The sequence below is a fragment of the Roseateles sp. P5_E1 genome (assembly GCF_054049335.1).
The window spans coordinates 1-25,285 of record NZ_JBFUMN010000016.1 but is presented as its reverse complement, the minus strand read 5'-3'; the positions used below and the strand labels follow the sequence as shown (position 1 = coordinate 25,285).

Below are 25,285 nucleotides of genomic sequence, written 5' to 3'. Positions count from 1 at the left end.
TTTTCCCCATGAAGCCCACCGACGTCCCGACGCGCAACTTCCCGACCGCCAAGGAAGAGTGCCGCGACCTGCCCCCTCACCCCGACTACGACGGCCCGGGCGCCGCCTACAACCTGGCCTTCAAGGACGAGACCTTCCTGCTGCGCCAGGACATGCGCGCCGTGCGCATGCAGCTGGAGCTGATGAAGCCCGAGCTGATGCAGAACGAGCAGGGCGTCAAATCCACCATCGTCATCTTCGGCAGCGCCCGCATCCTGTCGGCAGAGGCCGCCCAGGCCCTGCTGACCGTGGCCGAGGACCGCGGCGACGAAGCCGGCGCGGCACGAGCGCGCCGCCATCTGGCGATGAGCCGCTATTACGAGGAAGCGCGCCGCTTCGCGCAGATCGCCACCGCCGCTTGTACCGAGCGCGGCAATCATGTCGTCGTCGCTACCGGCGGCGGCCCCGGCATCATGGAGGCCGGCAACCGCGGCGCCTACGACGTCGGCGGCAAGAGCGTCGGGCTGAACATCGTGCTGCCGCACGAGCAGTACCCCAACCCCTACATCACGCCGGAGCTGTGCTTTCGCTTCCATTACTTCGGCCTGCGCAAGATGCACTTCCTGATGCGCGCCGTCGCCCTGGTGTGCTTCCCCGGGGGCTTCGGTACGCTGGATGAACTGTTCGAGACGCTGACGCTGATCCAGACCAAGAAGAGCCGGCCGCGTCCCATCCTGCTGGTCGGCCGCGAGTTCTGGACCAAGCTGATCAACATCGAGCTGCTGATCGAGACCGGCATGATCAATCCCGTCGACGCACAGCTCTTTCACTACGTCGAGACGGCCGAGGAAGCCTGGGCCATCCTCGAATCCGCTCCTGAACTCGCCAGCCCCTCAACGCCATGACCAAACTCAGAAACGTCTCCCTCATCGGTGTGCCGACCGACATCGGCGCCGGCGCCCGCGGCGCGAGCATGGGCCCCGAGGCCATGCGCGTGGCGGGCCTGGCCGAGGCGCTGCGCGCCCGCGGCGTGGACGTCATCGACCGCGGCAACCTGGCCGGCCCGTCCAACCCCTGGCTGCCGCCGACCGACGGCTACCGCCATCTGCAGGAAGTCGTCGCCTGGAACCAGGCCACCCACGATGCCATCTACGCCGAACTCAAGACCGGCCGCCTGCCCATCATGCTGGGCGGTGACCACTGCCTGGGCCTGGGTTCCATCAGCGCCGTGGCCCGCCACTGCCGCGACACCGGCAAGAAGCTGCGCGTGCTGTGGCTGGACGCCCATGCCGACTTCAACACCAGCGAACTCACGCCCAGTGGCAACATCCATGGCATGCCGGTGGCCTGCCTGTGCGGCTTCGGTCCCAAGGAGCTGATCGAGATCGGCGGCCATGTGCCGGCCATCTCACCGAAATGGATCCGCCAGATCGGCATCCGCAGCGTCGACGAGGGCGAGCGCGCCTTCGTGCACGAGCACGACCTGGAGGTGTTCGACATGCGCTTCATCGACGAGATGGGCATGCGCCACACCATGGAGCTGGCCCTGGCCACGCTGGACGACAACACCCACCTGCACGTCAGCTTCGACGTCGACTTCCTCGACCCCGTCATGGCGCCCGGCGTCGGCACGACGGTCGGTGGTGGCCCGACCTACCGCGAGGCGCAKCTGKKSATGGAGATGATCGCCGACACCGGSCGCATGGCTTCGCTGGACCTCGTCGAGCTCAATCCGGCGCTAGACGAGAAGAACAAGACGGCGCTGGTGGCGGTGGACCTGATCGAAAGCCTGTTCGGCAAGTCGACGCTGATGCGCAAGTAGGCGCGAGATGAAGCCCCCACGCTCGCTTCGCTCTCTGCCCCCCGAGGGGGTGTGTCAACGCCTTCGGACGGCCGGGCGGCGCTGACAAGTATGGACGCCACGCCCTATCTGCTGGTCCAGCTCAGCGACCCGCACATCACTCATCCGGGCCGGCTGATCTCCGGCCGCGTCGACACCGCTGCAGCGCTGCGCCACGCGGTTGAGCGCGTGCTGCAGATCCGCCCGCGCCCGGTGGCCGTGCTGGTCAGTGGCGACCTTGTCGATGCCGGCCACCCAGCCGAGTACGCGCAGCTGCGCGAGCTGCTGATGCCGCTGGTCGATGCGGGCCTGCCGCTCGCGCTGCTGCCCGGCAACCACGATGCACGCGGCCCGCTGCAGGAGGCTTTCGCGGGCCTGACCCGCGTGCACCGCGGCAAACCCGGCGCGACGGCCATCCAGTACGCGCTAGACCTGCCCGGCCCGCTGCGACTCGTCGTGCTCGACAGCCTGATGCCCGGTCGGCCCGAAGGCGGTTTCGACGATGCGCGCCTGGCGCAGGCCCAGGCCCTGCTGGCCGAGCGGCCCGACATGCCCACGCTGGTCGCCCTGCACCACCCGCCGCACGCCACCGGCCTCGCGGCCATGGACGCGATGTCGCTGCAAGCGGGCCTCGCCAGCTTCGAGGCACTGGTCGCTGCCCACCCGCAGGTGCAGCGCGTCGTCTGCGGCCATCTGCACCGCATGACCTTGGGCCGCATCGCCCATGCCGCGGTCATCAGCGCGCCTTCCACCGCCCACCAGGTCGCACTGGACCTCGCGCCCGACGCACCGCTGGCCCTGGCGCTGGAGCCCGCCGGCTGGCTCATCCACGCCTGGGGGCCGGGCCTGCCTCTGGTCAGCCATCTCGCTCTGGCTGGGGAACACGAGCGCATCGCCGACCTGTGAGACCGCTCGCGCATGCGAGGATGCGGCGCATGAAAAGGCCACTCACCCTGCTCGCGCTTTCACTCGCCCTGCAGGCCTTCGCGCAAGCGCCGCCAGTGCCGGGCGACACCGAGCGCTACACCCTCTTCAACGCGCCCGTCACCCTGCTGCGAAATGCCCAGCTGTTCGACGGCACGGGCGGGGCACCGCGCGAGCACATGAGCGTGCTCATTCGCGACGGCCGCATCGCCGACGTGAGGCCCGATGCTGAGCTCAAGACCCCGGCCGGCGCGCTGGTGAAGGACCTGGCCGGCGGCGCGCTGATGCCCGGCTTCGTGCTGCTGCACGAACACCTCTTCTACCCGACCGAGCGCGGCAGCTACGGTGCCTTCTTCCAGAGCTTCCCACTGCTGTATCTCGCTGGCGGCGTGACGACGATGCGTACGGCCGGCAGCATGAGCCCCTATGCCGACCTCAACACCTGGAAGGACATCAAGGCCGGCACCGCGCCGGGCCCCGACCTCGACGTGACGGCGCCCTTTCTGAATGGCATCCAGGCCTTCGTCGCGCAGGTGCCGCGGCTCGCATCGGCCGATGACGCCGTGCGCCAGGTGGGCTACTGGGCCGATGTCGGCGCGACCTCGTACAAGGGCTATATGCACCTGACGCGCGAGCAGCTCGACGCGATCGTCAAGGCTGCGCACGAGCGCAAGGCCAAGGTCACGGCCCACCTGTGTGCGGTGACTTACGCTGAAGCCACGGCCATGGGCATCGACAACCTGGAGCATGGCTTCTTCGCGGCCAGCGATTTCGTCGAAGGCAAGCAGGCCGACGCCTGCCCGAGCGGCGACGCAGTGCCGAAGTCCCTCGACGCGCTGGCCGTCGACGACCCGCGCATGTCCGCCCTGCAGCGCCAGATGATCGAACGCAAGGTGGCTCTCACCTCGACGCTGACCATCTTCGAGACCTTCTCGTATGGCCGCCCGATGGCCCCGGCCGCGGCGCTGGACCTGCTGATGCCGCAGCTGCGCGAGCAGTACGTGCTGCGCTACACCGCCATCCAGCGCGGTGGCCCCAACCCGCATGGGCGCATCCTTGCGAAGAACATGATTTGGGAGAAGCGCTTCCACGACGCTGGCGGCCTGCTCGTCGCCGGCACCGATCCGACGGGCTATGGCGGCGTCATTCCCGGCTGGTCGTCATTGCGGCAGTTCGAGCTGCTGCGCGAAGCCGGCTTTGACGCCGCGACGGCGGTCAAGGTCATGACATCCAACGGCGCGACCTATCTGGGCCGCACGGCCGATGTCGGCCGCGTGGCCCCTGGCCTGCGCGCCGACCTCATTGCCTTCGTCGCGCCGCTGGATGCGGCCAAGCCAGCTTTGCCTGAAGTGGCGTGGACGATGAAGGCCGGGCGGGCGTGGGACCGGGCCAAGATCCTGAATGCATGGAAGGGGCAGGTCGGCTTGCGATGAGGCCTTTCGCGCTCGCACCGGCGCTGGGACTCTGCACTCGCGACCGGCACGCCGATGCCGGTGCGGGCGGGCTACTTTGCCGAGCCTTCGTCGTACCGCCTGGGCAGCAGGATGCGGAAGGTCGTGCCGACACCGCCCTGGGATTGCAGCTCGGTGGTCGCATCCAGAAGATCGCAAAGGCGCTTGACGATCGACAGCCCGATGCCTTCGCCCGGTTGCTGCTGGACCGGCCGCGCGTCTTCCGGCGAGGGATGCACGTCAGCCAGGTCCACGCTGACATGCGTGATCGCGCCCGTGGCGTGGTCGGCCACGACCTGCTTGGCCTGGTCGGTCGCTTCCTCCAGCGCGCCCGCCAACTGCGAGCCGGGCCCGGCGTGAAAGCCCGGCCCGGTATCGCTGACCTCGAGAAACCAGCGTTCCATGTCGCCAGACGCACAGTCTCCGCAACTGACCGTGACGCCGCCACTGCGCGTGTACTTGATCGCGTTGATCACGAGGTTCTGGGCGATGCGCCGGGTCTTGACCGCGTCGCCCTCCACGGGCAAGGCGGCGACCCCGTTGAACTTCAGGTAGAGCCCGCGCTCCTGTGCATGCGGCTGCAGGTCTTCGCACAGCGCGCCGAGCACCGCGGCGGCATCGACGAGTTCCAGGTTGCGGTGTTCGAGGCCGCCCTGCAGGCGGGCGAGGCTGGTCACGTCGTTCAGTAGATGGCTGAGCGAGCCGACGTTGCGGTCAAGCAGGCGCAAAAAGCCGCCGCGCATCGGCTCGGACGCCTTTGGCGACGCCAGGCCCGCGGTGACGGTGGCCACGACGCCGAGGCTGCCGCGCAGGTCATGCGCCGCCTGCTGCCACAGGCTGGCGCGCTCCTGCTCCAGCTCGCGCAAGGACTGCAGGGCCTGTTCGAGATCGCGGATATGGCTGCTCGCCTCGATCTGCTGCAGCTGGAAATATTGCGACACGCTGGCGCTGATGGCGTCACCGCATTGCTGCGCCCAGATCCTGCGCGCCTCGGCCATCACCGCGAGGTGGAGCCCGGAGTTGGCGGCCGCGTAGTCCTCCAGCTCCACCACGACACACTCGTTCAAGCGCCCGAGTTCGCGTGTCACCTCGCCAAGGTCGAAGCCTTGCTGCCAACGGTGCAAGCCGTGGGCTGCGGCGTCGCCCTGATGGCGCTCGTCATCGTCCACGTCCGCCGCCATCTCGCCGCCGGCCAGCTTGCGCTCAAAGTTGACCAACAGCGCTGGAATGTGGTCGTGGAGCTGGGCCCGAGGCAGCGCGGCCCCACTGGTCAGTGCCGGGTCAGACGTCACCGCCATCCGCCATGCCTGCAGAATAGCGCCGCGCCGACGCTTCAGGTGGGTGCCCAATGCTGCATGTTCCAAGGATTGCATCGAGGCGTCCTCTGTTTGCCCGACGGGGCAAGTCGCATTCTGAGTGACGAACCCGGTTCGCGTCGCGGCAGGCCCGAGTAACAGGTCAGGCGCCGCAGGCCAAGTCGTGACCTCCCGTCACCTCACGTGATCGTGAAAACCTGGATGGTCCGCATCAGTTCCCTGGATTGCTGCTTCAACGACTCCGCAGCCGCCGCAGCCTGCTCCACGAGCGCGGCGTTCTGTTGTGTCGCCTGGTCCATGCGGCCGACCGCCACGTTCACCTGCTCGAAGCCGGAAGCCTGCTCGGCGTTGGCGGAAGACATCTCGGTCACCATGGTGGACACCTGCTCGATCGAGGCGACGATCTTTTGCATGGTCTGGCCGGCATGCTGCACCTTGTGCGAGCCATCGCTGATCCGGTTCACCGAGTCGCCGATGAGGGTGCGGATCTCCTTGGCGGCCACGCCGCTCCGCCCGGCCAGCGCACGCACCTCCTGAGCCACCACCGCGAAGCCGCGGCCCTGCTCGCCGGCGCGCGCGGCTTCCACCGCTGCATTGAGCGCCAGGATGTTCGTCTGGAATGCGATGCCATCGATGACGCCGATGATTTCGCTGATCCGCTTGGCCTGGTCGTTGATACCCTGCATCGTCTGGACCACGGCGTCCACGGCCGTGCCTCCTTCGCGCGCGAAGGCCCAGGCATCGGATGCAATGCGCGTGGCCTCTTGCGCCGTCGCAGCATTCGTGCGGATGGCCTCGGCCAGCTGCGCCATGGTGGCTGCCGTCTGCTGCAAGGCCGCGGCGGTCTGCTCGGTGCGCATGGACAGGTCCTGGTTGCCCTGCGCGATCTCGCCAGACGCCGTATCAATCTGGTCGGCCGCTTCACGGATGTTGTTGATGGTCTGGCTCAACTGCAGCGACACCTGATCGAGTGCACGGAGAACCTGCCCCGTCTCATCGCGCCCGGCCTGGATCTCATGCCGCCGCAGGTTGCCGCCCGCCACGTCCCGCGCGATATCCAATGCCCGGCGCAATGGGCCGGTGATGACGTTGACGCACACCCAGATCACGACGGCCGACAGCAGCAATGCGGCCGCGGCCAGCCCGATGGTCAGGCGGTTGCCGAAGGCGACGGCATCCGTCGCCGCCGCCGCCTGCGCCCGGCCGGAAGTCAGCTGCTCTTCCGTCAATACGGCGGCCTGCTTCTTCAGTTCTGCGAAGGCCCCTTCTGCACCCGTCATAAACATCGCCGAAGCCGCCAGGCCGCCACTCTTCATGTCCAGCGCGCCGGCGGTGGCCTTCTCCAGCTTCGCGAGGGCAGCCTCGATGGCATCGAAGCGCTCCGCCAGCTGCGGCCGCTGCGCGGCTGCAGCCCTCATGCGCGCGATGTCAGCGTGCATGCCTCGGAAGACCTCAGGGATCTGCGCATCAAGGCGCGAGATGACCTCTGCCTTCATGCCCGCCCCCTCATAGGCCAGGCTTTGCATGATCAGCCCGTAAGCCAGCATCGCCCGCTCGCTGAAGGCACTGGTCTCCGCGACGCTTGGCAGGCCCTGGCTGGCGATCAACTCGACTGCATGGGCCGTTCGCACGTTGGTCAGGTAAGCCGAACCCGAGGAAACGAGCAGGCACACCACCACAAGCACTGGTGCCAATGCGACCTTCGCGGCCACGGGCAAATCATTCAGGTTCTTGAACACGATGGCTCCCGGTAAGACCCACGATCCGGCCGATCCATGCCGCTATCGCTTCTCAGCGATAGATGCCGACGCCGACGAAGCCCTCCGGCTTGTTGATGCGAACGACGTAGCTGGTCTTGTCCTCGATCTTCTTCGTGGCCGGGTGCACCCATTGGTAGTCGACCCAACCGGCGCCCTTCTTGGCGGCGGCGATCATTTCCTTGTTGAACTCCTTGCCGGTGGAGTCCTTCACGTCGTTGAAGTTCTTGCCGACGAGCTTCTCGTTGGCGCCGTGATAGATCATCACGCCGTCCATGCTCTGCGCGAACACGTACATGTCCTTCGGATGCCATTTGGCATCGGCGAAGTCCTTGAACGCCTGCTCGCTACCCACCTTGTTCACATGCGCGGCGGCCGCCTCGGCCAAGGCCTTGGCTTCGTCCTTCGTCCCGCGCGCGGGGTCGGCGGCCGACGCGGCACCCATGGCGGCGCTGCAAGCGCCGATCAAGATCAAGCGACGTAAGAGGTTCATTGGATGGTCCTTCCAAAAACATCAAGAGGTTCGACTCGCGAGCTTGCAGATCGGCAGGCTCGATTCGATCTTAAGCACCATCAAGCCGGTGCGATAGCCGAAAAGTCGAACAACCGTCGAGTCGTCCAGTTATCTTCTGCACAACGGCCGGCGGCGCGGCGGCAAGCGATTTCACGCGCTGACGATCCACCCCTCGATCGGGTCCGCGCCCTGCGGCCAGCCATGGTCCGGCTGCTCGGCCGCCCAGGCCGCCTGCAGCATCGCCAGCACCGCGTCCAGGCTGTCGCCGCTCGCATCGGCAACCAGGTCGTCGCGCTGTGCATGGCTCAGCTTCAAGCGCAGGCCCAGCCGCGTGCGGCCCTGTTCCAGGCCCTCGACGATGTCCTTGCGCGCGATCAGCCGTTCCGGCGTCTGCGCGGCCTTGGTGTCGCTCTTGTAGGAGCGCCGGCCGATCAGCTCGCGTGCCAGCAGCCCCGGGTAGGCTTCCAGCGCCACGCGGGTCGGGTCGCCCGCCAGATGACCCGGCAGATGCACGCCCGCCGCAATCAGCCGCGGCACGCCGGCATGCAGCATCCAGGCCACCGGCGGGTTGACCCATTTCATGCTGGGGCTGGCGCCGGCCGGGCCGTCGCAGGCGCGGTGGGCGAACTTGGCGCCGGCCGGGCGCGCGTCGCAGAAGGCGGCAAAGCTGTCGCGGATGTCAGCCCGCGCGAGGCCCGCGTAATGGGCCATCAGCGCGGCATAGTCGGTCGGCCAGCCGAGGTGCTCGACGAGTTCACGCGGCAGACCGAAAGGCAGGTCGAAACCGGCCACCCAGGGCCCCGGCCGGACCAGCCAGCTGGAAAACTCGTCCAGGCTGTGTAGCGCTACCAGGCCAGCAAGGCGGACGATGGCGCCATGCCGCTGGCCGCCGGCGACCCGGATTGGCTTGGCTGCCCGAGGCGCACTCGTGAAGTCAACCCCGAAAACAGCGATGTCCGTCATGCCCGGCATTCTGGGCCTAGGCAGAATCGGCTGGTTCCATGTCAGCCCTCCTCGACCTCCCCACCCTGCCTGCCGAAGACCGCGGTTTTGACGCCGCCGCATTCGACGAGGCCTTTGCCGCCGCACGCCTGCGCGCCGCAGCCGGGGCTTATGAAACGTCCAGCGAGGCGCTGGAGCAATTGCTGCTGACCTGCCCGCCGGCCCAACAGCGCCGGCGCGCCGAAACCCTGGCCCTGCTGGCGCACCAATATCCGCGCCTGGGCAAGCTGACGGCGAGCGCGCGCTGCTCGACGGAGGCGCTGGCCCTGGCCGAACGCCTGGACGACGACGGCTTGCTGGCCGACGCACTGACCAGCCAGTGCTATGTCTACGGCCAACTGCTGATGGGCCGCGAGGCGCTGGAGTCGGGCATGAAGGCGCTGGCCGCCGCACGCCGCGCCGCCGACCCGGTGCGCGAAGCCTGGGCGCTGAACCGCGTCGGCGTCGCCTATTCCAGCCTGGACAACCCCGTCCAGGCCTGTGCATCGGCCGGGCAGGCGCTGGAGATCGCCGCCCGCACCGACTGTGCCGAGGTGCTGTTCTCCTGCCACAACAACCTGGCCTATTTCTGGCTGCGCCGCGTCGAGGAGGCCCGGACCCTGGGCGACGCCACAGCCCTGGCCGACGCCGTAGCCAGTGCCCGCCGCACCGCGGATCAAGCCACCGTGCTGGCCCGCCAGTCCGGCAGCCCCTTCCAGGTGGCGGTGGCCGTGTCCAACCTGGTCAACGCGCTGCTCGCGGGCGGCCTGTTGAACGACGCCCTGCCGCTGCTCAACGAATTCGGCCATCTCGCCCACGACCACGGCTACCGCACGCTGGCCGTCGAAGCCGACGCACAGCGCGCCGTCTTCCTGCGCCTGAAGGGCGAGCCCCTGCAGGCCGCACGCATCCTGGAGGCGCTGCTGCAGGCCGCTGCGGAGCCGCCGCCGAAGCTGCGCCGCCTGCTGATCCGCTCGCTGTACGAGACCTACAAGGCCTGCGGCCAATACCGCGAGGCCCTGGTCTGGCTGGAGGAACTCGTCGGCCTGGACCGCCAGATCTCGCGCGACAACCTCGTGCTGCAGACCGAGGTCATCCTGATCCGCGACCAGGTCGAGCAGGCCCAGGCCCGCGCCGACAGCGCCACCGCCGACGCCCGCCGCGAACGCGCCCGCGCCGTGCATCTCGAGACCGAGCAGGCGCGCCTGCGCGAGCACGCCATGGCCCTGGACCGCGCCGCCCACGAGGACGTGCTGACCGGCCTGCACAACCGCCGCCACGCCGAGTTCGCCCTGCCTCTGCTGGTGGAGGGCGCGCGCATGGCCAACCAGGTCATCAGCGTCGCTGCGCTGGACGTCGACCATTTCAAGCGCATCAACGACACCCATGGCCACGCCGTCGGCGACGCCGTGCTGCAGCAGCTCGCCCAGTTGCTGCGCCACCGCCTGCGCAGCGCCGACTTGCTGGCCCGCATCGGTGGCGAGGAGTTTTTGGCCGTGCTGGTGGGCATCGCCCCCCAACAGGCCGCCGAGATCTGTGAGCGCCTGCGCCTGGCCGTCGTCGAGCACGACTGGGCCGCCGTCACGCCCGGCCTGCTGGTGCGCATCAGCGTCGGCATCTCGGGCGGCGCGCCGCAACAGCATCAGGGCGACAGCCTGCTGCTGCGGGCGGACCAGGCGCTGTATGCGGCCAAGCGGAGTGGGCGGAATCGGGTGCACGTGGATTGAGGATCTGGCGGCACTAGATTCCGGCAGAGCCGCCATGCTCATCACGCAATTTCGGGTTGCGCGCAAGCATCTCCATTCGTCCGCGTCTCCCCATCTCAATCAGCCCTCTACAGCGCGAGATATTCAGTGAAGATAGGCTCTACGAACTTGACCCTGGCTGGATTCGCTACTTTTTTTCTATTGGCATTTGCGTTCTATGCGGCCGTTCAAACTCCTTTAGCGGCCTTCGCCAAACATTGGTTCATCTGCGGGGCGATCGTTCAATATCTATGCAGCTTGCCAATGGAGAAAAGTGCCAAGGCACTGCATGACCACATGAGTGCGATTGGTAAGCCGCTTCCAAAGAGTCGTGACGCCATTTCGGCCGCCGCCAAAGAGAGCCCTCATCTGATTCCAGGATTTCTGCTTGAGAAATACAACCTCTGGCAATCGGTATCCATCTTTCTTGGTGGCGCCTTGCTTTGTTCCATCATCTTGATGGCAATTTCATTCTTGAAATTCATTTAGGGACAGGTAAGCAGCGTCGCGAAATACCGCTTCAACGCCTCGATCGCCACCCTCACCTTGGCCGGCTCGCCCTCGCGCTTAGGCGTGACGGCCACCACCGGCATCGGCATGAAGCGCCATTGCGGCAGCAGGCGCACCAAGGTGCCGCGGGATAGCTGGGCCAGCACGTCCGCATAGCCAAGGCGGGCGATCCCCAGACCCTGCTCGCACATCTGCTGCAGGGCCACGTGGTTGTTGCTGGCGATGCGCACGGGCACCTGCAGACGCTGGCTTTCGCCACTGGCGCCGTGCAGCAGCAGGGCAATGGCCGGCGCGGCGTCGCCGGCGTCCTGCGTCTCGGCGGCCCAGGCCAGCCAGTCTAAACCGGGCAGATCGGCGGGCGTCGCAGGTTGTCCATGGCGCTCGACATAGGCGGGCGCGGCGCACAGCACCATCTCGACCTCGCACAGTGGCCGCGCCAGCCAGTTGGAATCGGCGAGCTGGCCGACGCGCACCGCGATGTCGATGCGGGCGTCGATGAGGTCGATCATGGCGTCGTCCACCAGCAGGCGCAGCCGCAGCTGCGGCGACTGGGCCAGCACCGGCGCCAGGGCCTGGGCGATATGGGCCGCAAAGCCCACCGGTGCGGCGACGCGCAACTCACCGCTGGGCGCATCGCGCGCCTGGGCCAGCGATTCGGCCGCCGCGCGAGCCGCCTCGACGAGGCGCAGGCAATGCGGGTAGCAGCGCTCGCCGGCCTCGGTCAGCGCGAGCTTGCGTGTCGAGCGGTGCAGCAACGTGACGCCCATCTGGCGCTCCAGCGTGCGCAGCGTCTGGCTGACAGCCGAAGCGCTCATGCCCAGACGCCGCCCGGCCGCGCTCATGGAGCCGGCGGCGACCGTTTCGGCAAATACGGCAAAGGGCTTGAGCTMGTCCATCCTTAAGCACCACTTCAAGGTCTTGGCGATTTTTACCGTCTTATCGCCGGATCGTGAAGCCCATATCGTTCATCCATCGCTTTCAATCCTTTAGAGAACCTCATGAACATCGCTCTCATCGGCGCCACCGGATTCGTTGGCACTGCCGTCCTCGCCGAGCTGCTGCAACGCGGCCACCAGGTCACCGCCCTCGTGCGCGACCCCGCCAAGCTGGAAGCGCGCCCGGGGCTGACCGCCGTCGTTGGCGACGCTTACGACGCCAAGGCCGTGGCGGCCACCGTGCGCGACCATGACGCCGTCGTGTCGGCCTTCAACCCGGGCTGGAACGAGGCCGAGCTCTACGACAAGTTCCTGCGCGGCGCGACCGCCATCACGCAGGGCGTGGAAGCCAGCGGCGTCAAGCGCCTGCTCGTCGTCGGTGGCGCGGGCAGCCTGTTCGTCGCACCCGGCGTGCAACTGGTCGACACGCCGGACTTCGCCAGCCATGTGCCGGCCAACATCGTCCCCGGCGCCCGTGCGGCGCGCGACCACCTGACCGCCCTGCGCGGCAACACCCAGCTGGACTGGACCTTGCTGAGCCCGCCGGCCCTGCTGGCCCCGGGCGAGCGCAGCGGCAACTACCGCGTCGGCGGCGAGCAGTTGCTGATGGCGGGTGACGCCCCCGCCGGCATCACGGTGGCCGACCTGGCCGTGGCCATCGCCGACGAGATCGAGCAGCCGCGCCATCTGCGCGCGCGCTTCACCGTCGCCGCGCCGCTCTGAGGCCGTCAGCGTGGCAGTTGCCGCGCCAGCAGCGCGACGACCCAATCGATGAAGACCCGCAGCCGCGCGCTGACATGGGGGTTGGGCCGGTAGGCCAGGTACAGCGGCATTGGCGCGAGGCGCCAGTCCTCGAAGACGGGCCGCAGCTCACCGGCGGCGGCGTGCGCATCGGCCATGTAGCGCGGCAACCAGAGCAGGCCGATGCCGGCCAGCCCGGCGGCGAGGTAGGCATTGCCGTCGTCCACCGTCAGCGTGGCTCGGCCGGCGACTTCCACGATCTCGTCGTCGTGCGTCATCGCGTACATCAGCGGGCGGCCGGCGCGGGCGCCGCGATAGCCCACGACGCGGTGGTGCGTGCCCTCCAGCTCGCGCGGGTGGGACGGCACGCCGGCGCGCGCCAGGTAAGCCGGTGCCGCAAACACGCCGAGTTGCAGCTCGCCGACACGGCGCGCCACGAGCGAAGGGTCGGCCAGCTCGCCGCCACGCACGACGCAGTCCACGTTGTCGCCGATCAAATCCACGAAGCGGTCGCTGACGCCCAGCTCCAATTCCAGCTCCGGATAGCGCGCGTGAAAGCCCGGCAAGGCCGGCACCAGCACCAGCCGCGCCAGCGGGCTGGGCACGTCGACACGCAGGCGCCCGCGCGGCACGCCCGACGCGCCGGCGAGGCTGCTCTCCACCTCGTCCAGCTCGGCCAACAGGCGCACCGCCTGTGCGTAGTAGGCGGCACCGTCGGCGGTGGCTTGCACGCGCCGCGTGCTGCGGTTCAGCAAGCGCACGCGCAGCCGCGCCTCCAGCTCCTGCACCAGCTGGGTCACCCGCGTGCGGCTGAGCTGCAGCGCATCGGCCGCCTTGGTGAAGCTGCCCGCCTCCACCACTCGCACGAACGCCTGCATGGCATCGAAGCGGTCCATCGCGCCCTCCTTGGGTCGCGATTGTCCAATGCGGCAAAACAGTGGTGTCCGCCGCAGCGTCTAGCTCGAAAAAGAGCCGTTGCCTAGAGTGCAGTCATCGTTTTCTTACGGAGATTGCCATGACCCGACGCGACGTCGTCTTCCCCGCCGGCCGCCAGGCCCTGTACGAGCACAACCGCTATTCGCCGGCGGTGCGCGCCAACGGCCTGCTGTTCGTGTCGGGCCAGGTGGGCAGCCGGCCCGATGGTTCACCCGAACCCGACCTCGAGACTCAGGTGCGGCTGGCTTTTGACAACCTCAACGCGGTGCTCGCCGCTGCCGGCTGCAGCTTCGCGGACGTGCAAGACGTGACCGTCTACATCGTCGACCCCGAGGCCAACTTCGAGAAGATCTGGGCCATCGTGCCCGAGTATTGGGGTGAGGCGCCCTACCCCACGCTGACTGGCATCGGCGTGACCTGGCTGTACGGCTTCAAGTTCGAGATCAAGGTGGTGGCCAAGCTGCCGGAGGCTGCGCAGGCGGTTTAGGCTTGCGCCTTTGCCTACCGTCCGAGCGGCCCATGAACCCCGTCCTCATCGAAGTCCTGCGCGGCAGCACCGTCGAGTCCCGCCATGCCGGCGCCCTGGCCATCGTCGACGCCTCGGGCGCCGTGCACACGGCCCTGGGCGATATCGACCGGCCCATCTTCCCGCGCTCGGCGGTCAAGCTGCTGCAGGCCCTGCCGCTGGTGGCCAGCGGCGCGGCCGAGACCTTCGGCCTGACAAATGAAGAATTGGCCCTGGCCTGCGCTTCGCACAGCGGCGAGCCCGAGCATGTGGCGACGGCCGCCGGCGTGCTGGCCAAGTTGGGGCTGACGGCCGACGCGCTGGAATGCGGCACGCAATGGCCCAGCCGCGAGCCGGTGCTGCGCGGCATGGCGACGCGCGGCGAGGTCGCGACGCCGCTGCACAACAACTGCTCGGGCAAGCACAGCGGCTTTGTCTGCGTGGCTTGCCTGATGGCGCGCAATGGTGGCGCCGAGCCGGCCGAATTCGCGCGCGGCTATGTCGCGGCTGAACATCCCGTGATGCGCGAGGTGTCTTCCGCCTTGTCAGCCGCAACGGGCGTGGACGTCGAGCAAGCACCGCGCGGCATCGACGGCTGCTCCATCCCGACCTTTGCGCTGCCACTGCGTTCATTGGCGCTGGCCTTCGCGCGTTGTGGCACCGGCCAGGGACTGTCCGACGCGAACGCCCGGGCCGCGCGCAGGCTGCGCCAGGCCGCTGCGATAGCGCCCTTCATGGTGGGCGGCACGGACCGCTTCGACACCCGCGTCATGCAGGCCTTCGGCGAGCGCGTCTTCTGCAAGATCGGCGCCGAGGGCGTCTACTGCGCGGCGCTGCCGGAACTGGGCCTGGGCATCGCGCTGAAGATCGACGACGGGGCCGCCCGCGCGGCCGAAGCGGCTTTTGCCGCGGTCGCCCAAGGCCTGCTGAAGATCGAAGACGAGCTGTTACGCAGCTACAGCCACTTGCAATTGCGCAACTGGCGCGGCATCGATGTCGGCTCGCTGAGGCCGGCGCAAGCGCTCACCCAAGCGCTCGCACCCTAAGCACGTTCCGCCTCAGTGGCGGTCGCGGCGCGGTGCCAGCGCCTGATCGGCGTTGCTGCTGGTCGATGTGTCGGTCGTGGTCGTCGTGGTCGTGCTCGACGTCGTGGTGTCGGTGCTGCTTGGGTAGGCGGGCGTGCTGGGCTGYGTCTGAGCCGGCATGGGCGGTGCGGCGCTGACATCCGTCGCCGGCGAGATCGGTGGCGAGGCCTCGCTAGTCGTTGTCGTGGCAGGCTGCGGCTCGATGCTGGCCACAGGCGCCGCAGGAGCCGGGGTCTCGGCGGGCATCGCTACTGTCGTTGTCGTGTCCACCGGATTGGGCTGGCTCGTCGTGTCCAGCGGATTGGTGGGCGTGGCCTCGGCCAGGGTCGGGGTCGTATCGGCGTCGCGCGACAGGCCGGCGGTTTCATCGCTGGAGCGCGTGGACGCGCAGCCGGCGACACCAATCACCAGGGCGGCCGTCGCCAGCGCAACGGTCGTCGACAAGGGGTTGAATTTCCTGCTCATGATGAACTCTCCAAGGTTGATGAAGCGGTTCACGCTGCCATCACCTGGCAGCGCGGCGCGGCCGACGCCGCCTGTGCAGGCCGGCAAAGACCGTTCCCGTGCCGGAAGCACCCCCTGCCGGCGGAGCCCATCTGATGCCTTGCTTGGCGCGCCGTCAGTCGCCAGTCGATAAGAAACGATACAAAACGCGACCAAGCAAGCGCTTGGTTGGCCTTACAGTCCAGCCCCATGCGTGCTGTGAATCCCTCCTCGTCCGCACCCTTGCCGCCGCGCGAGCGCCTGCTGCGGGAGGCCATGCGCCTGTTCGGCGAACGCGGCTTCGACGCCGTGCCGACGCGGGAGATCTGCGCCGCCGCGGGCGTCAACCCGGGTGCCATCCACTATCACTTCGTTGACAAGGACGGTCTCTACCGCGAGGTGCTGCGCCTGCCGGTGCAAGAGTTGCAGCAACAGCTCACCGGTTTCGATGACCCGGGGCTGGACCTGCACGAGGCCATCCGCCGCTTCCTGCAGCCCTTCCTGTTCGACGATGGCGCCTGCAGCGCCCAGATGTTCTTCCGCGAGATGCAGGCGCCCAGCCCCATCTTCATGCAGACGGTGGCGCAGGAAGTCGGGCCCATCTTCGACCGCTTCGCCCGCCTGCTGGCGCGCCACGCCGGCCTGGACGCGCCGACGGCCGCCATCCACCAGCTCGCCATGGGCCTGCAGGCCATGGCTCACGACTACTCCATGACCCGACCCATGCTGGACGCCTTCCACCCCGAACTGCTGGCCGACGACCCCCTGCTCGAGCACACCTGCGCCCGCCTCGCCGACTGGGGCTGCGCCCTGGTCGCCTACGAACGCACCAAACATGAAGCCCCTCGTCCAGCCGCACACCGCTGAACGCGGTGCGTCTGACCGGGACCGCGCTGCGGCCAGAGGCCGCAGCGCTTCGGCAGGCACGGCGAGTCCACAGGACTCGCCGTGTCCGGCCTCAGCCCCCGTGGGGACGGCGATGCCCGCGGCGTTGAGCCGCGAGCACATCGCCAGCGCGGGCCGGCTCGGGAGCGGCCCAGCGCTCGGCCCGGAATACCCCCTCTTCAGGTACCGCGAACACGCAATGGACAACTGAAATGATCCCCCCAAGAAAAATCCTCGCCGCCCCTCTGCTGGCCCTGCTGAGCGCCTGCATGACGGCGCCCACCGCGACGCCGCCGGCCGCCACGGCCGTCCCCGCCGCCTGGCGCTCGCCGCTGCCCCACGGCGGCAGTACGGCGGCACTGACCCAATGGTGGGCGGCCTTCGAGGACCCGCAGCTGGCCCGCCTCATCGAGCGCGCCGAGAGCGGCAGCCCGACGCTGGCCCAGGCCGCCGCCCGCCGCCGCCAGGCCGAGGCCAGCGCCACCCAGGCCCGTGCCGCCCTGCTGCCGCAGCTGACGGCCAATGCCCAGGCCCAGCGCGGTCGCAACCTCAACGCCGTCCCCGGCATCAGCAGCCAGGGCAGCGCCCAGTTCAACGCGAGCTGGGAGATCGACCTCTTCGGCGGCCAGCGCGCCGCCGCGGCGGCCGAGAACCTGCAGGCCCAGGCCGCGACGTCGGACTGGCATGCCGCACGCGTCAGCCTGGCCGCGGACGTGGCCCAGGCCTATGTGCAACTGCGCCTGGCCCAGGGCCACGAGGAATCCACGGCGCTGGACACCCGGTTTGCCGAACAGATTGCCGGCTGGGCGCGCGAGCAGCAGAAGGCCGGCCTGATGAGCGCCAGCGACGCGGCCATCCTGAACACCGAACGCGCCGCGGCCTCCGCCGCTCGCAGCCAGTGGCGGGCCGAGGCCCAGATCGCGCTGCAGAGCCTGGCCCTGCTGTGCGGCGAGCAGGCCCAGGCCCTGGCCAAGGAGCTGGCACCGCCGGCCATCGCCGACGAAAAGTTCGAGCTGCGCCGCAGCCAGCCCAAGGCGCCGGGCTTTGACGTCAGCGCCCTGCCCGCCCAGTTGGTGGCCCAGCGCCCCGACGTCGCCGCCGCCCACCAGCGCTGGCTGGCCGCCACCCAGCAGCAGCGCAGCGTCGAGGCCCAGCGCTGGCCGCAGCTCAGCCTCGGCGCCTTGGCCGGCGAGTCGCGGCTGCGCGTCGGCGGTGCCAGCAGCAGCGCTTCGATGTGGGCCGTCGGCCCGTCCCTGAGCCTGCCGCTGTTTGACGGCGGCCAGCGCAAGGCCCGTGCCGAAGGCGCCCAGGCCGCCGCCGACGAAGCTGCCGCGGCCCTGCAAGCCCGTTGGCAGATGGCCGTCGCCGAGGTGGAGGAGGCCCTGCAACGCGTGGCCGCCGGCGCCGAGCGCGAGCGCGAGGTGGACGCCGTCAAGCGTGAATGGGAGGGCATCGCCCTGCGTTCCTTCTCCCAGGCCCAGGCCGGCCTGCAGAGCGGCGTGCAGCGCAACACCACCTTCCGCAACGCGCTGGCCGCCTACGACGCCGTGCTCAGCGTGCGCGCCGAGCACGCGCTGGCCTGGATTCGCCTGTACCGCAGCCTCGGAGGCGGTTGGACACCCGACGCCCCTACGACGAACTCGAACACCGCCTCCGCGCGCTGAACGCCATGAAGATCCGCATTCCTTTCCTGACCGCCGCACTGACCGTCGCCCTCGCGGCCGCCTTCGTCGCCGCCCTGTCCAGCCCCGTATTCGCCGCTGACGCCGCCAGCGCGGCGCCCAAGGCGGCGCTGACCGTCAAGCGCGTCGTCGCCCAGGCCGGCACCTGGCCTCAGACCCTCGCCGGCACGGGCTCCATCGCCGCCTGGCAGGAGGCCATCATCGGCGCCGAGATCGGCGGCCAGCGCCTGGCCGCGCTGCTGGTCGACGTGGGCGACCGCGTCAAGAAGGGCCAGCTGCTCGCCCGCCTGAGCCCCGGCACGCTGGAGACGGATCTCGCCGCCAGCAAGGCCGCGCTGCTGGAGGCCGAGGCCTCAGCCCGTGAGGCGCATCAGACGGCCGAGCGCGTCAAGACGCTGCAGGGCAGCGAGGCGCTGTCGCCCCAGGCCATCGACCAGGCCCTGGCCGCCGATGCCGCCGCGCAGGCGCGCGTCGCCGCGGCCAAGGCCCGCGTGCAGGCCGACCAGCTGCGCCTGTCGTACACGCAGATCACCGCGCCTGACGACGGCGTCATCAGCGCTCGCGTCGCCACGCCGGGCGCCCTGGTGCAGCCGGGGCAGGAGCTGTTCCGCCTGCAACGCCAGGGCCGCCTGGAGTGGCGCGCCGAGGTGCCCGGCGCCGAGCTGGCGCAGCTCAAGGTCGGCCAGACGGTGCGTGTGCAGCCCAGCGGCGCACCGGCGCTGGAAGGTCGCATCCGCCGCGTCGCACCGCAGATCGACCCGCAGACGCGCAACGGCCTGGTCTATGTGGACCTGAAGGCCGGCGAGGCCTTGCGTGCCGGCCTGTTCGCCCGCGGCGACTTCGTGCTCGGCGAGAGCCAGGGACTGACGCTGCCGCAGACAGCCGTGCTGCTGCGCGACGGCTTCAGCTATGTCTTCCGCCTCGACGGCAGCAAGGTGCGCGAGCAGAAGGTGCAGCTCGGCCGCCGCGAAGGCAACCGCGTCGAGGTGAAGTCAGGTCTCGCCGCAGGAGCTGCCGTCGTCGAGTCGGGCGTGGGCTTCCTCGCAGACGGTGACACGGTTCGCGTGGCGCAGTAAGGAGACGCCACCATGTTCAACGTCTCCCGCTGGTCCATCGCCAACCCGGTGCCGGCCATCATGTTCTTYATCATGCTGACGGCGGCCGGCCTCTACGGCTTCAAGCAGATGAAGATCCAGCAGTTCCCCGACATCGAACTGCCCACCATCGTCGTCAGCGCCTCGCTGCCAGGCGCAGCACCCGCGCAGATGGAAACCGAGGTCGCCCGCAAGATCGAGAACTCGGTCGCCACGGCCCAAGGCGTCAAGCACATCTACACCAAGGTGCAGGACGGCATCGCCACCGTCACCGTCGAGTACCGCCTCGAGAAGCCGCTGCAGGAAGCCCTGGACGACACCCGCGACGCCGTCGCCAAGGTGCGCGCCGACCTGCCGGCCGATTTGCGCGACCCGGTCATCACCAAGATGAATCTGTCGGGCATGCCCATCCTGACCTACACGGTCTCAAGCAACCGCATGGACGACGAGGCCCTGTCCTGGTTCGTCGACAACCAGGTGACCAAGCGCATGCTGTCGGTGCGCGGCGTGGGCTCGGTGGCCCGCGTCGGTGGCGTCAGCCGCGAGCTGCGCGTGGAGATCGACCCCAGCCGCCTGCTGGCCCTGCGCGTCAGCGCCGCCGATGTGTCGCGCCAGTTGAAGCAGGTGCAGCAGGAGGCTCCCGGCGGCCGTGCGACGCTGGGCGGCTCCGAGCAGTCGCTGCGCACCATCGCCACCGTGCAGACGGCCGCCGAGCTGGCCGCGCTGAGCATCCCGCTGCCGGACGGCCGCCACGTGCGGCTGGACCAGGTCGCTGCCGTGACCGACACCCTGGGCGAGAAACGCGCCGGCGCCTTCCTGAACGGCAAGTCCGTCGTCGGCTTCGAGATCGTGCGCGCCAAGGGGGCCGGTGAGGTCGACGTGGCCGAGCGCATCCGCGCCGCGCTGGAAGAACTCAAGGCCGCCCACCCCGACATCACCGTCACCGAGGCCTTCAACTTCGTCGACCCCGTCATCGAGAACTACGACGGCAGCATGAAGCTGCTGCTGGAAGGCGCGGCGCTGGCCGTGCTGGTGGTCTTCCTGTTCCTGCGCGACTGGCGCGCCACGTTTGTGAGCGCCGTGGCGCTGCCGCTGTCGGCCATTCCGGCCTTCCTCATCATGTACTGGATGGGCTTCACGCTGAACGTCGTGACGCTGCTGTCGCTGTCCCTCGTCATCGGCGTGCTGGTGGACGATGCCATCGTCGAGATCGAGAACATCATGCGCCATCTGACGATGGGCAAGACGCCGCTGGAAGCCGCTCGCGAGGCGGCGGACGAGATCGGCCTCGCCGTCATCGCCACCACCTTCACGCTGATCGCCGTCTTCCTGCCCACCGCCTTCATGAGCGGCGTGGTCGGCAAATTCTTCGTGCAGTTCGGCTGGACGGCCTCTATCGCCGTGTTCTTCTCGCTGGTCGTCGCCCGCATGCTGACGCCGATGATGGCCGCCTACATCCTGAAGGCGCCCAAGAAGGCTCACAAGGAACCGTTCTGGATGGCGACCTACCTGGGCTGGGCGCGCTGGGCCTTCACGCACAAGGGCAAGACCCTGGCCATCGCCGCGGTCTTCGGCGTGGCCGCCTGCACGCCGCTGTTCATGGGCGCCATCCCCGGCGCCTTCATCCCGCCGGACGACCTGAGCCAGACCCAGATCAGCATCGAGCTGCCGCCGGGCAGCACGTATGAGCAGACTGCGGCAATAGCCGAGCAGGCGCGCGCCGCCGCGGCCGCGCACAAGCAGGTCAGGCTGGTCTACACGGCCGTGGGCGGCGGTAGCGCAGGGGGCGACCCGTTCGCGATGAGCGGTGCGGCGGAGGTCCGCAAGGCAACCCTCACGCTGAACCTGACGGCGCGCCACGAGCGCCGCGGCATCAGCAAGCAGCAGATCGAGCGCGAGCTGCGCGAGAAGCTGGAGAACATCGCCGGCGCCCGCATCAAGGTGACCTTCGGCGGCTCCAACGACAAATACCAGCTCGTACTGGCCGGCGAGGACGGCGAAGCGCTGGCGGCCCATGCGGCCAAGGTCGAGAAGGAGCTGCGCGCCCTGCCCGGCATCGGCCAGGTGACGAGCAGCTCCAGCCTGCAACGCCCCGAGCTCATCGTGCGCCCCGACGCGGCGCGCGCGGCCGACCTGGGCGTGTCCACCGCGGCGATTGCCGACACGCTGCGCATCGCCACGGCCGGCGACTACGACCAGTTCCTGCCCAAGCTCAACCTCAGCCAGCGCCAGGTGCCCATCGTCGTGCGCCTGCCCGACGCGGCCCGCGCCGACCTGGCCCTGCTCGGCCAGCTGACCGTGCCGGGCACGCATGGCCCCGTGCCATTGCAGCAGGTCGCCGAGCTGACGCTGACCAGCGGGCCGGCCCAGATCGACCGCTTCGACCGCCTGCGCAACGTCAACTTCGAGATCGAGCTGAATGGCATGCCGCTCAGCGAAGTGCAAGCGGCCGCCGCGGCCCTGCCCAGCATCGCCAACCTGCCGCCGGGCGTCAGCAAGGCCGAGATCGGCGACGCCGAGGCCTTTGCCGAGCTCGGCCAGGGCTTTGCGCTGGCCATGGGCACGGGTGTCGCCTGCATCTACGTCGTGCTGGTGCTGCTCTTCCACGCCTGGGTGCAGCCGGTGACCATCCTGGGCGCCCTGGTGCTGTCCATCCCGGGTGCCATCCTGGCGCTGTTCGTGACCGGCACCGACCTGTCCATGCCGGCCATGATCGGCATGATCATGCTGATGGGCATCGCGACGAAGAACTCCATCCTGCTGGTGGAATACGCCATCGTCGCCCAGCGCGAGCAGGGGCTGACGCGCCTGGAGGCGCTGCTGGATGCCTGCCACAAGCGCGCCCGGCCCATCGTCATGACGACGCTGGCCATGGGCGCAGGCATGATGCCCATCGCGCTGGGCTTCGGCACCGACCCGAGCTTTCGCGCGCCGATGGCCATCGTCGTCATCGGCGGACTGATCACCAGCACCTTCCTGAGCCTGCTGGTGATCCCGGTGCTCTACGAGGTGGTGGACGACTTCATTCAGCGCGTCAGCCGAAAGAAAAAGGCGCAGCCGGAAGGAAAAGAAGGCGCCGTCAGCTCAGCTTGAACACGGCCACTGATTGAGATAAGTCGTCGGCCTGCTGCTGCAGGCTGGCGGCCGCCGCGGCGGATTCTTCGACAAGCGCGGCGTTTTGCTGCGTCATCTGGTCGAGGCTGGCGATGGCCTGGCCGATCTGGCCGATGCCGGTGCTCTGTTCGCCGGTGGCGAGGCTGATCTCTGACACGATGGAGCTGACCCGCGCGATGGCGTCAATGATCTCGTGCATGGTCTGGCCCGCGCGGGCCACCAGCGCGGTGCCGCTGTCCACGCTCTCGCCGCTGCTGAGGATCAAGCCCTTGATCTCCTTGGCGGCCYCGGCCGARCGCTGGGCCAGCGTGCGCACYTCGCYRGCRACMACGGCAAASCCRCGGCCCTGCTCGCCSGCMCGCGCSGCTTCCACSGCCGCGTTCAGCGCCAGGATATTGGTCTGGAAGGCGATGCCATCAATGACGGAAATGATGTCGCCGATCTTGGTTGACGACGCACTGATGCGGCCCATGGTCTGCACGACCTCGTCCACCACCGCGCCGCCGCGGCGCGCCACCTCGGCGGCGTCCGTGGCCAGCCTGTTGGCCTGGCGCGCGGATTCGGCGTTGTGCGTGACGCTGGCCGTCAACTCCTCCATTGCCGAGGCCGTCTCCTGCAGGTTGGACGCGGCCTGCTCCGTGCGGTTGCTGAGATCCTGGCTGCCGATGGCCACCTCGCGTGAGGCGGTGGCGATGCTGTCGGTGCTGCTGCGCACGCCGGTGACAACCTCGGCCAGCGAGTCCTGCATGCCTTGCACGCCGCGCATCAGCGCGGCGGTCTCATCGCGGCCCTCGGCCCGCACGGGCTGGCTCAGGTCACGACCGGCAATGCGCTGGGCGCTGAGGATGGCGCGGGCCAGGGGCTCCAGGATGGAGCGGATGTTGAAGAAGGTGTAGGTGCCGATGACCAGCACACCGCCAATGATGACCAGCGTCAGGTCCATGCGGATGGCCTTCTCCTGCTGGTCGAGCACCGCAACCTCCTCGGCCGAATGCTTGTCGACCTTCTCGGTCATCTCGGCGAGCGACTTGTCCATCGACCGCACCGTGCCCTTGATCGGCTCCATCGCCTGATTGGCCGCCGCGGTGTCGCTGAATTCGCCCTTGGCCACGCGCTCGGCAATGCCGTTGAAGCCGCTGCGGTAGTCCTGCAACAGCTTGATGAGCTCGGCCGGCATCTGCTTGACGTCGGGCGCGATGTCCAGCTTGGCGACCTTGTTCAGACTGGTAGAAACCTTCTCATAGGTTTCGCCCCATTCCTTGCGGTAGCGCTCGACGGCCTTGGCGTCCGCAAGGTTGATGAGCAAGTCCTTCTCGTAGCGCCGCAGGTTGCCGACGCCGGCGCGTATGTGGGCCAGTTGAGTCAGAGACTCGACGTCGTTGTCGAGGTAGTGAACGAACTTCGCCTTGGCCAGCGACAGGCTCCACAGCCCGTGCAGGCCGATCACCAGCATCGCCGCGATGGCGAGGCCCGCCAGTGCATAGAGCCGCGCCTTGATCGTGAAATTGCTGAGCTTCATCGCCACTCCTCACCACGAACGCAAGCCGCAACGGGCGGCACCGTCGTCCCTCGCAGCCGCAGCCTGTCGACCCAGGAATGATCACAGCGGCGTGATTTATTAGAGGTCGTGGCGCGAGCCTAGTCCTTTGTCAGGCGGCCGCCAAGGGGCTCAAGCCCCCGGGGTGGCGTCAGGCGACCACAGCTCACGCATGGCTGCCTCGAAGGCATCCCCCACCCGGGTGGGGGCCCGCCACGGCCGGGCCCGGCCGGCCACCCAGACCGACTGCCAGGGCGAGCCGTTGCTGCCAAAGACGACAGCATCCAGCAAGGCTTCGTCGGGCAGGCCACGCAGCGCATCGGCGTCGCGATTCAGCACCAGGGCGTCGGCGCGGGCGCCGGGCGTCAGGCCCCAGGCCGCGAAACCGGCAGCGCGGGCGCCACCTTGGACGGCAGCATCGAAGAGCCTGGCCGCGCTGGACGGCTGGCTGTCCGGCGCCGACGCGACATTGCGCTGGCGCAAGGTCAGGCGCTGGCCGTACTCCAGCCAGCGCAGCTCCTCCACCCAGCCGCGCGTGACCTGGCTGTCCGAGCCCACCGTCAGCGGCACCCCACCCGCCAGCCAGCGCGGCAGGTCGGCCAGGCCGTCACCCAGGTTGGCTTCGGTGCCGGGGCAGATGACGATGCCGGCGCCGCTGCGGGCGACGGACTCGATCTCGGCCGGTTCAGCATGGGTGGCATGGACCAGCTGCCAGCGCGGATCCAGATGACCCTCGTCCGCCAACCACTGGATGGGGCGGCGGCCGGTCGCAGCGAGGCAGTCGGCCACCTCGGCCGTCTGCTCGGCCACGTGGATGTGGATGGGCAGGTCGGCCGCGCCGGCCAGATCCCGCAGGCGGGCGATGTCGCGCGGCGAGGCGCCGCGCAGCGAATGCAAGGCCACGCCGGCATTCACGCGCGGCAGGCCGGCGGCCAAGACGCGCTGGCTGGCGCGCCAGACCCAGTCGGCATCGGCGGCAAAGCGGTGCTGGTCGGGTCTCAGGTCCGTGTTCGACGCATTCACACCGAAACCGCTGCGCGTGTAGACGACCGGCAGCAGCGTCAGGCCGATGCCGACGTCCTCGGCCGCCTCGGCCAAGGCCCAGGCCATCGCCAATTCGTCTTCGAAGTGCTGGCCTTGCGCGGGGTGGTGCAGGTAATGGAACTCGCAGACCTGGGTGTAGCCACCGCGAAGCATTTCGGCATAGAGCTGGCTGGCGACCGCGCGCAGCTGCTCGGGCGAGATGCGCAGGGCCAGGGCATACATGCGGT

General features: G+C 68.9%; 22 protein-coding genes. 13 read left to right on the top strand and 9 right to left on the bottom strand.

The genetic code is table 11. From position 1 onward, the window contains the following. Window positions 1-8 precede the first annotated feature (8 nt). From ACXJKJ_RS14865 to ACXJKJ_RS14850, 4 genes are all read left to right on the top strand, one after another. On the top strand, window positions 9-884 hold the full coding sequence (locus ACXJKJ_RS14865; RefSeq protein WP_457322566.1) for an LOG family protein: 876 nt from the start codon (window positions 9-11) through the stop codon (window positions 882-884). After that, complete coding sequence (gene rocF / locus ACXJKJ_RS14860; RefSeq protein WP_457390693.1) at window positions 881-1,801, top strand: arginase; 921 nt, start codon at window positions 881-883, stop codon at window positions 1,799-1,801. Before ACXJKJ_RS14865 ends, rocF begins: the two co-directional genes overlap by 4 nt. 90 nt (window positions 1,802-1,891) lie before the next feature. Next, on the top strand, window positions 1,892-2,725 hold the full coding sequence (locus ACXJKJ_RS14855) for a phosphodiesterase (protein ID WP_457390691.1): 834 nt from the start codon (window positions 1,892-1,894) through the stop codon (window positions 2,723-2,725). A 29-nt stretch (window positions 2,726-2,754) separates the two neighbouring features. Continuing rightward, window positions 2,755-4,176 (top strand): amidohydrolase family protein, encoded by a 1,422-nt coding sequence (locus ACXJKJ_RS14850; protein ID WP_457390689.1) that lies wholly within the window; start codon window positions 2,755-2,757, stop codon window positions 4,174-4,176. Window positions 4,177-4,247: 71 nt separating this feature from the next. On the opposite strand, the gene ACXJKJ_RS14845 is transcribed toward ACXJKJ_RS14850, so the two are convergent. The 4 genes from ACXJKJ_RS14845 to ACXJKJ_RS14830 all read right to left on the bottom strand — a co-directional run bounded on the left by ACXJKJ_RS14845 (window position 4,248) and on the right by ACXJKJ_RS14830 (window position 8,744). After that, window positions 4,248-5,543 carry a sensor histidine kinase gene (locus ACXJKJ_RS14845; protein WP_235532101.1) on the bottom strand — a complete coding sequence of 432 codons (1,296 nt, stop codon included), beginning with the start codon at window positions 5,541-5,543 and terminating at the stop codon, window positions 4,248-4,250. Between the two features lie 146 nt (window positions 5,544-5,689). Further along, window positions 5,690-7,249 carry a methyl-accepting chemotaxis protein gene (locus ACXJKJ_RS14840; protein ID WP_056203985.1) on the bottom strand — a complete coding sequence of 520 codons (1,560 nt, stop codon included), beginning with the start codon at window positions 7,247-7,249 and terminating at the stop codon, window positions 5,690-5,692. Window positions 7,250-7,301: 52 nt separating this feature from the next. Continuing rightward, a complete protein-coding gene (locus ACXJKJ_RS14835) occupies window positions 7,302-7,760 on the bottom strand; it encodes a cache domain-containing protein (RefSeq protein WP_457390688.1) in 459 nt (152 codons plus the stop codon). A gap of 171 nt (window positions 7,761-7,931) precedes the next feature. Beyond that, the gene (locus tag ACXJKJ_RS14830; protein ID WP_457390686.1) at window positions 7,932-8,744 is read right to left on the bottom strand and encodes a DUF429 domain-containing protein; all 813 of its coding nucleotides are present in this window, start codon (window positions 8,742-8,744) and stop codon (window positions 7,932-7,934) included. 38 nt (window positions 8,745-8,782) lie between these two features. Between ACXJKJ_RS14830 and ACXJKJ_RS14825 the strand changes: the two genes are divergently transcribed. Continuing rightward, window positions 8,783-10,489: a diguanylate cyclase gene (locus ACXJKJ_RS14825; RefSeq protein ID WP_457390685.1), complete on the top strand. Its 1,707-nt coding sequence runs from the start codon at window positions 8,783-8,785 to the stop codon at window positions 10,487-10,489. A gap of 147 nt (window positions 10,490-10,636) precedes the next feature. Then, window positions 10,637-10,996, top strand: a complete 360-nt coding sequence (locus ACXJKJ_RS14820) for a hypothetical protein (RefSeq protein WP_457390683.1) — start codon at window positions 10,637-10,639, stop codon at window positions 10,994-10,996. On the opposite strand, the gene ACXJKJ_RS14815 is transcribed toward ACXJKJ_RS14820, so the two are convergent. Further along, window positions 10,993-11,913, bottom strand: a complete 921-nt coding sequence (locus ACXJKJ_RS14815) for a LysR family transcriptional regulator (RefSeq protein ID WP_457390681.1) — start codon at window positions 11,911-11,913, stop codon at window positions 10,993-10,995. The genes ACXJKJ_RS14820 and ACXJKJ_RS14815 overlap by 4 nt on opposite strands. A gap of 102 nt (window positions 11,914-12,015) precedes the next feature. Here ACXJKJ_RS14815 and ACXJKJ_RS14810 point away from each other — a divergent pair, with 102 nt between their 5' ends. Further along, on the top strand, window positions 12,016-12,675 hold the full coding sequence (locus ACXJKJ_RS14810) for an NAD(P)-dependent oxidoreductase (RefSeq protein WP_457390680.1): 660 nt from the start codon (window positions 12,016-12,018) through the stop codon (window positions 12,673-12,675). A 5-nt stretch (window positions 12,676-12,680) separates the two neighbouring features. Here the strand turns inward: ACXJKJ_RS14810 and ACXJKJ_RS14805 are convergent, their stop codons facing one another. After that, complete coding sequence (locus tag ACXJKJ_RS14805; RefSeq protein ID WP_457390678.1) at window positions 12,681-13,589, bottom strand: LysR substrate-binding domain-containing protein; 909 nt, start codon at window positions 13,587-13,589, stop codon at window positions 12,681-12,683. 119 nt (window positions 13,590-13,708) lie between these two features. Between ACXJKJ_RS14805 and ACXJKJ_RS14800 the strand changes: the two genes are divergently transcribed. Then, a complete protein-coding gene (locus ACXJKJ_RS14800) occupies window positions 13,709-14,116 on the top strand; it encodes a RidA family protein (RefSeq protein ID WP_056203999.1) in 408 nt (135 codons plus the stop codon). Window positions 14,117-14,148: 32 nt separating this feature from the next. Continuing rightward, window positions 14,149-15,180 carry an asparaginase gene (locus ACXJKJ_RS14795; RefSeq protein ID WP_056204005.1) on the top strand — a complete coding sequence of 344 codons (1,032 nt, stop codon included), beginning with the start codon at window positions 14,149-14,151 and terminating at the stop codon, window positions 15,178-15,180. 12 nt (window positions 15,181-15,192) lie between these two features. Here ACXJKJ_RS14795 and ACXJKJ_RS14790 read toward each other — a convergent pair whose 3' ends face one another. Beyond that, entirely contained in the window at window positions 15,193-15,684 is a 492-nt protein-coding gene (locus ACXJKJ_RS14790) for a hypothetical protein (protein WP_457390676.1), read from the bottom strand. Window positions 15,685-15,912: 228 nt separating this feature from the next. Between ACXJKJ_RS14790 and ACXJKJ_RS14785 the strand changes: the two genes are divergently transcribed. The 4 genes from ACXJKJ_RS14785 (at window position 15,913) to ACXJKJ_RS14770 (ending at window position 22,456) form a co-directional block, all read left to right on the top strand. After that, window positions 15,913-16,569 (top strand): TetR/AcrR family transcriptional regulator, encoded by a 657-nt coding sequence (locus tag ACXJKJ_RS14785; RefSeq protein WP_457390675.1) that lies wholly within the window; start codon window positions 15,913-15,915, stop codon window positions 16,567-16,569. Between the two features lie 230 nt (window positions 16,570-16,799). Beyond that, on the top strand, window positions 16,800-18,251 hold the full coding sequence (locus tag ACXJKJ_RS14780; protein WP_457390673.1) for an efflux transporter outer membrane subunit: 1,452 nt from the start codon (window positions 16,800-16,802) through the stop codon (window positions 18,249-18,251). Between the two features lie 5 nt (window positions 18,252-18,256). Then, entirely contained in the window at window positions 18,257-19,345 is a 1,089-nt protein-coding gene (locus ACXJKJ_RS14775; RefSeq protein ID WP_457390672.1) for an efflux RND transporter periplasmic adaptor subunit, read from the top strand. Window positions 19,346-19,357: 12 nt separating this feature from the next. After that, on the top strand, window positions 19,358-22,456 hold the full coding sequence (locus ACXJKJ_RS14770; protein WP_457390670.1) for an efflux RND transporter permease subunit: 3,099 nt from the start codon (window positions 19,358-19,360) through the stop codon (window positions 22,454-22,456). Here ACXJKJ_RS14770 and ACXJKJ_RS14765 read toward each other — a convergent pair. Together ACXJKJ_RS14765 and ACXJKJ_RS14760 are read right to left on the bottom strand one after the other, a co-directional pair. After that, entirely contained in the window at window positions 22,443-23,996 is a 1,554-nt protein-coding gene (locus ACXJKJ_RS14765; protein WP_457390668.1) for a methyl-accepting chemotaxis protein, read from the bottom strand. The two genes, ACXJKJ_RS14770 and ACXJKJ_RS14765, sit on opposite strands and share 14 nt — an antisense overlap. A 150-nt stretch (window positions 23,997-24,146) precedes the next feature. Continuing rightward, a partial coding sequence (locus ACXJKJ_RS14760; protein ID WP_457390666.1) for an amidohydrolase family protein occupies window positions 24,147-25,285 on the bottom strand: 1,139 nt, incomplete at its 5' end.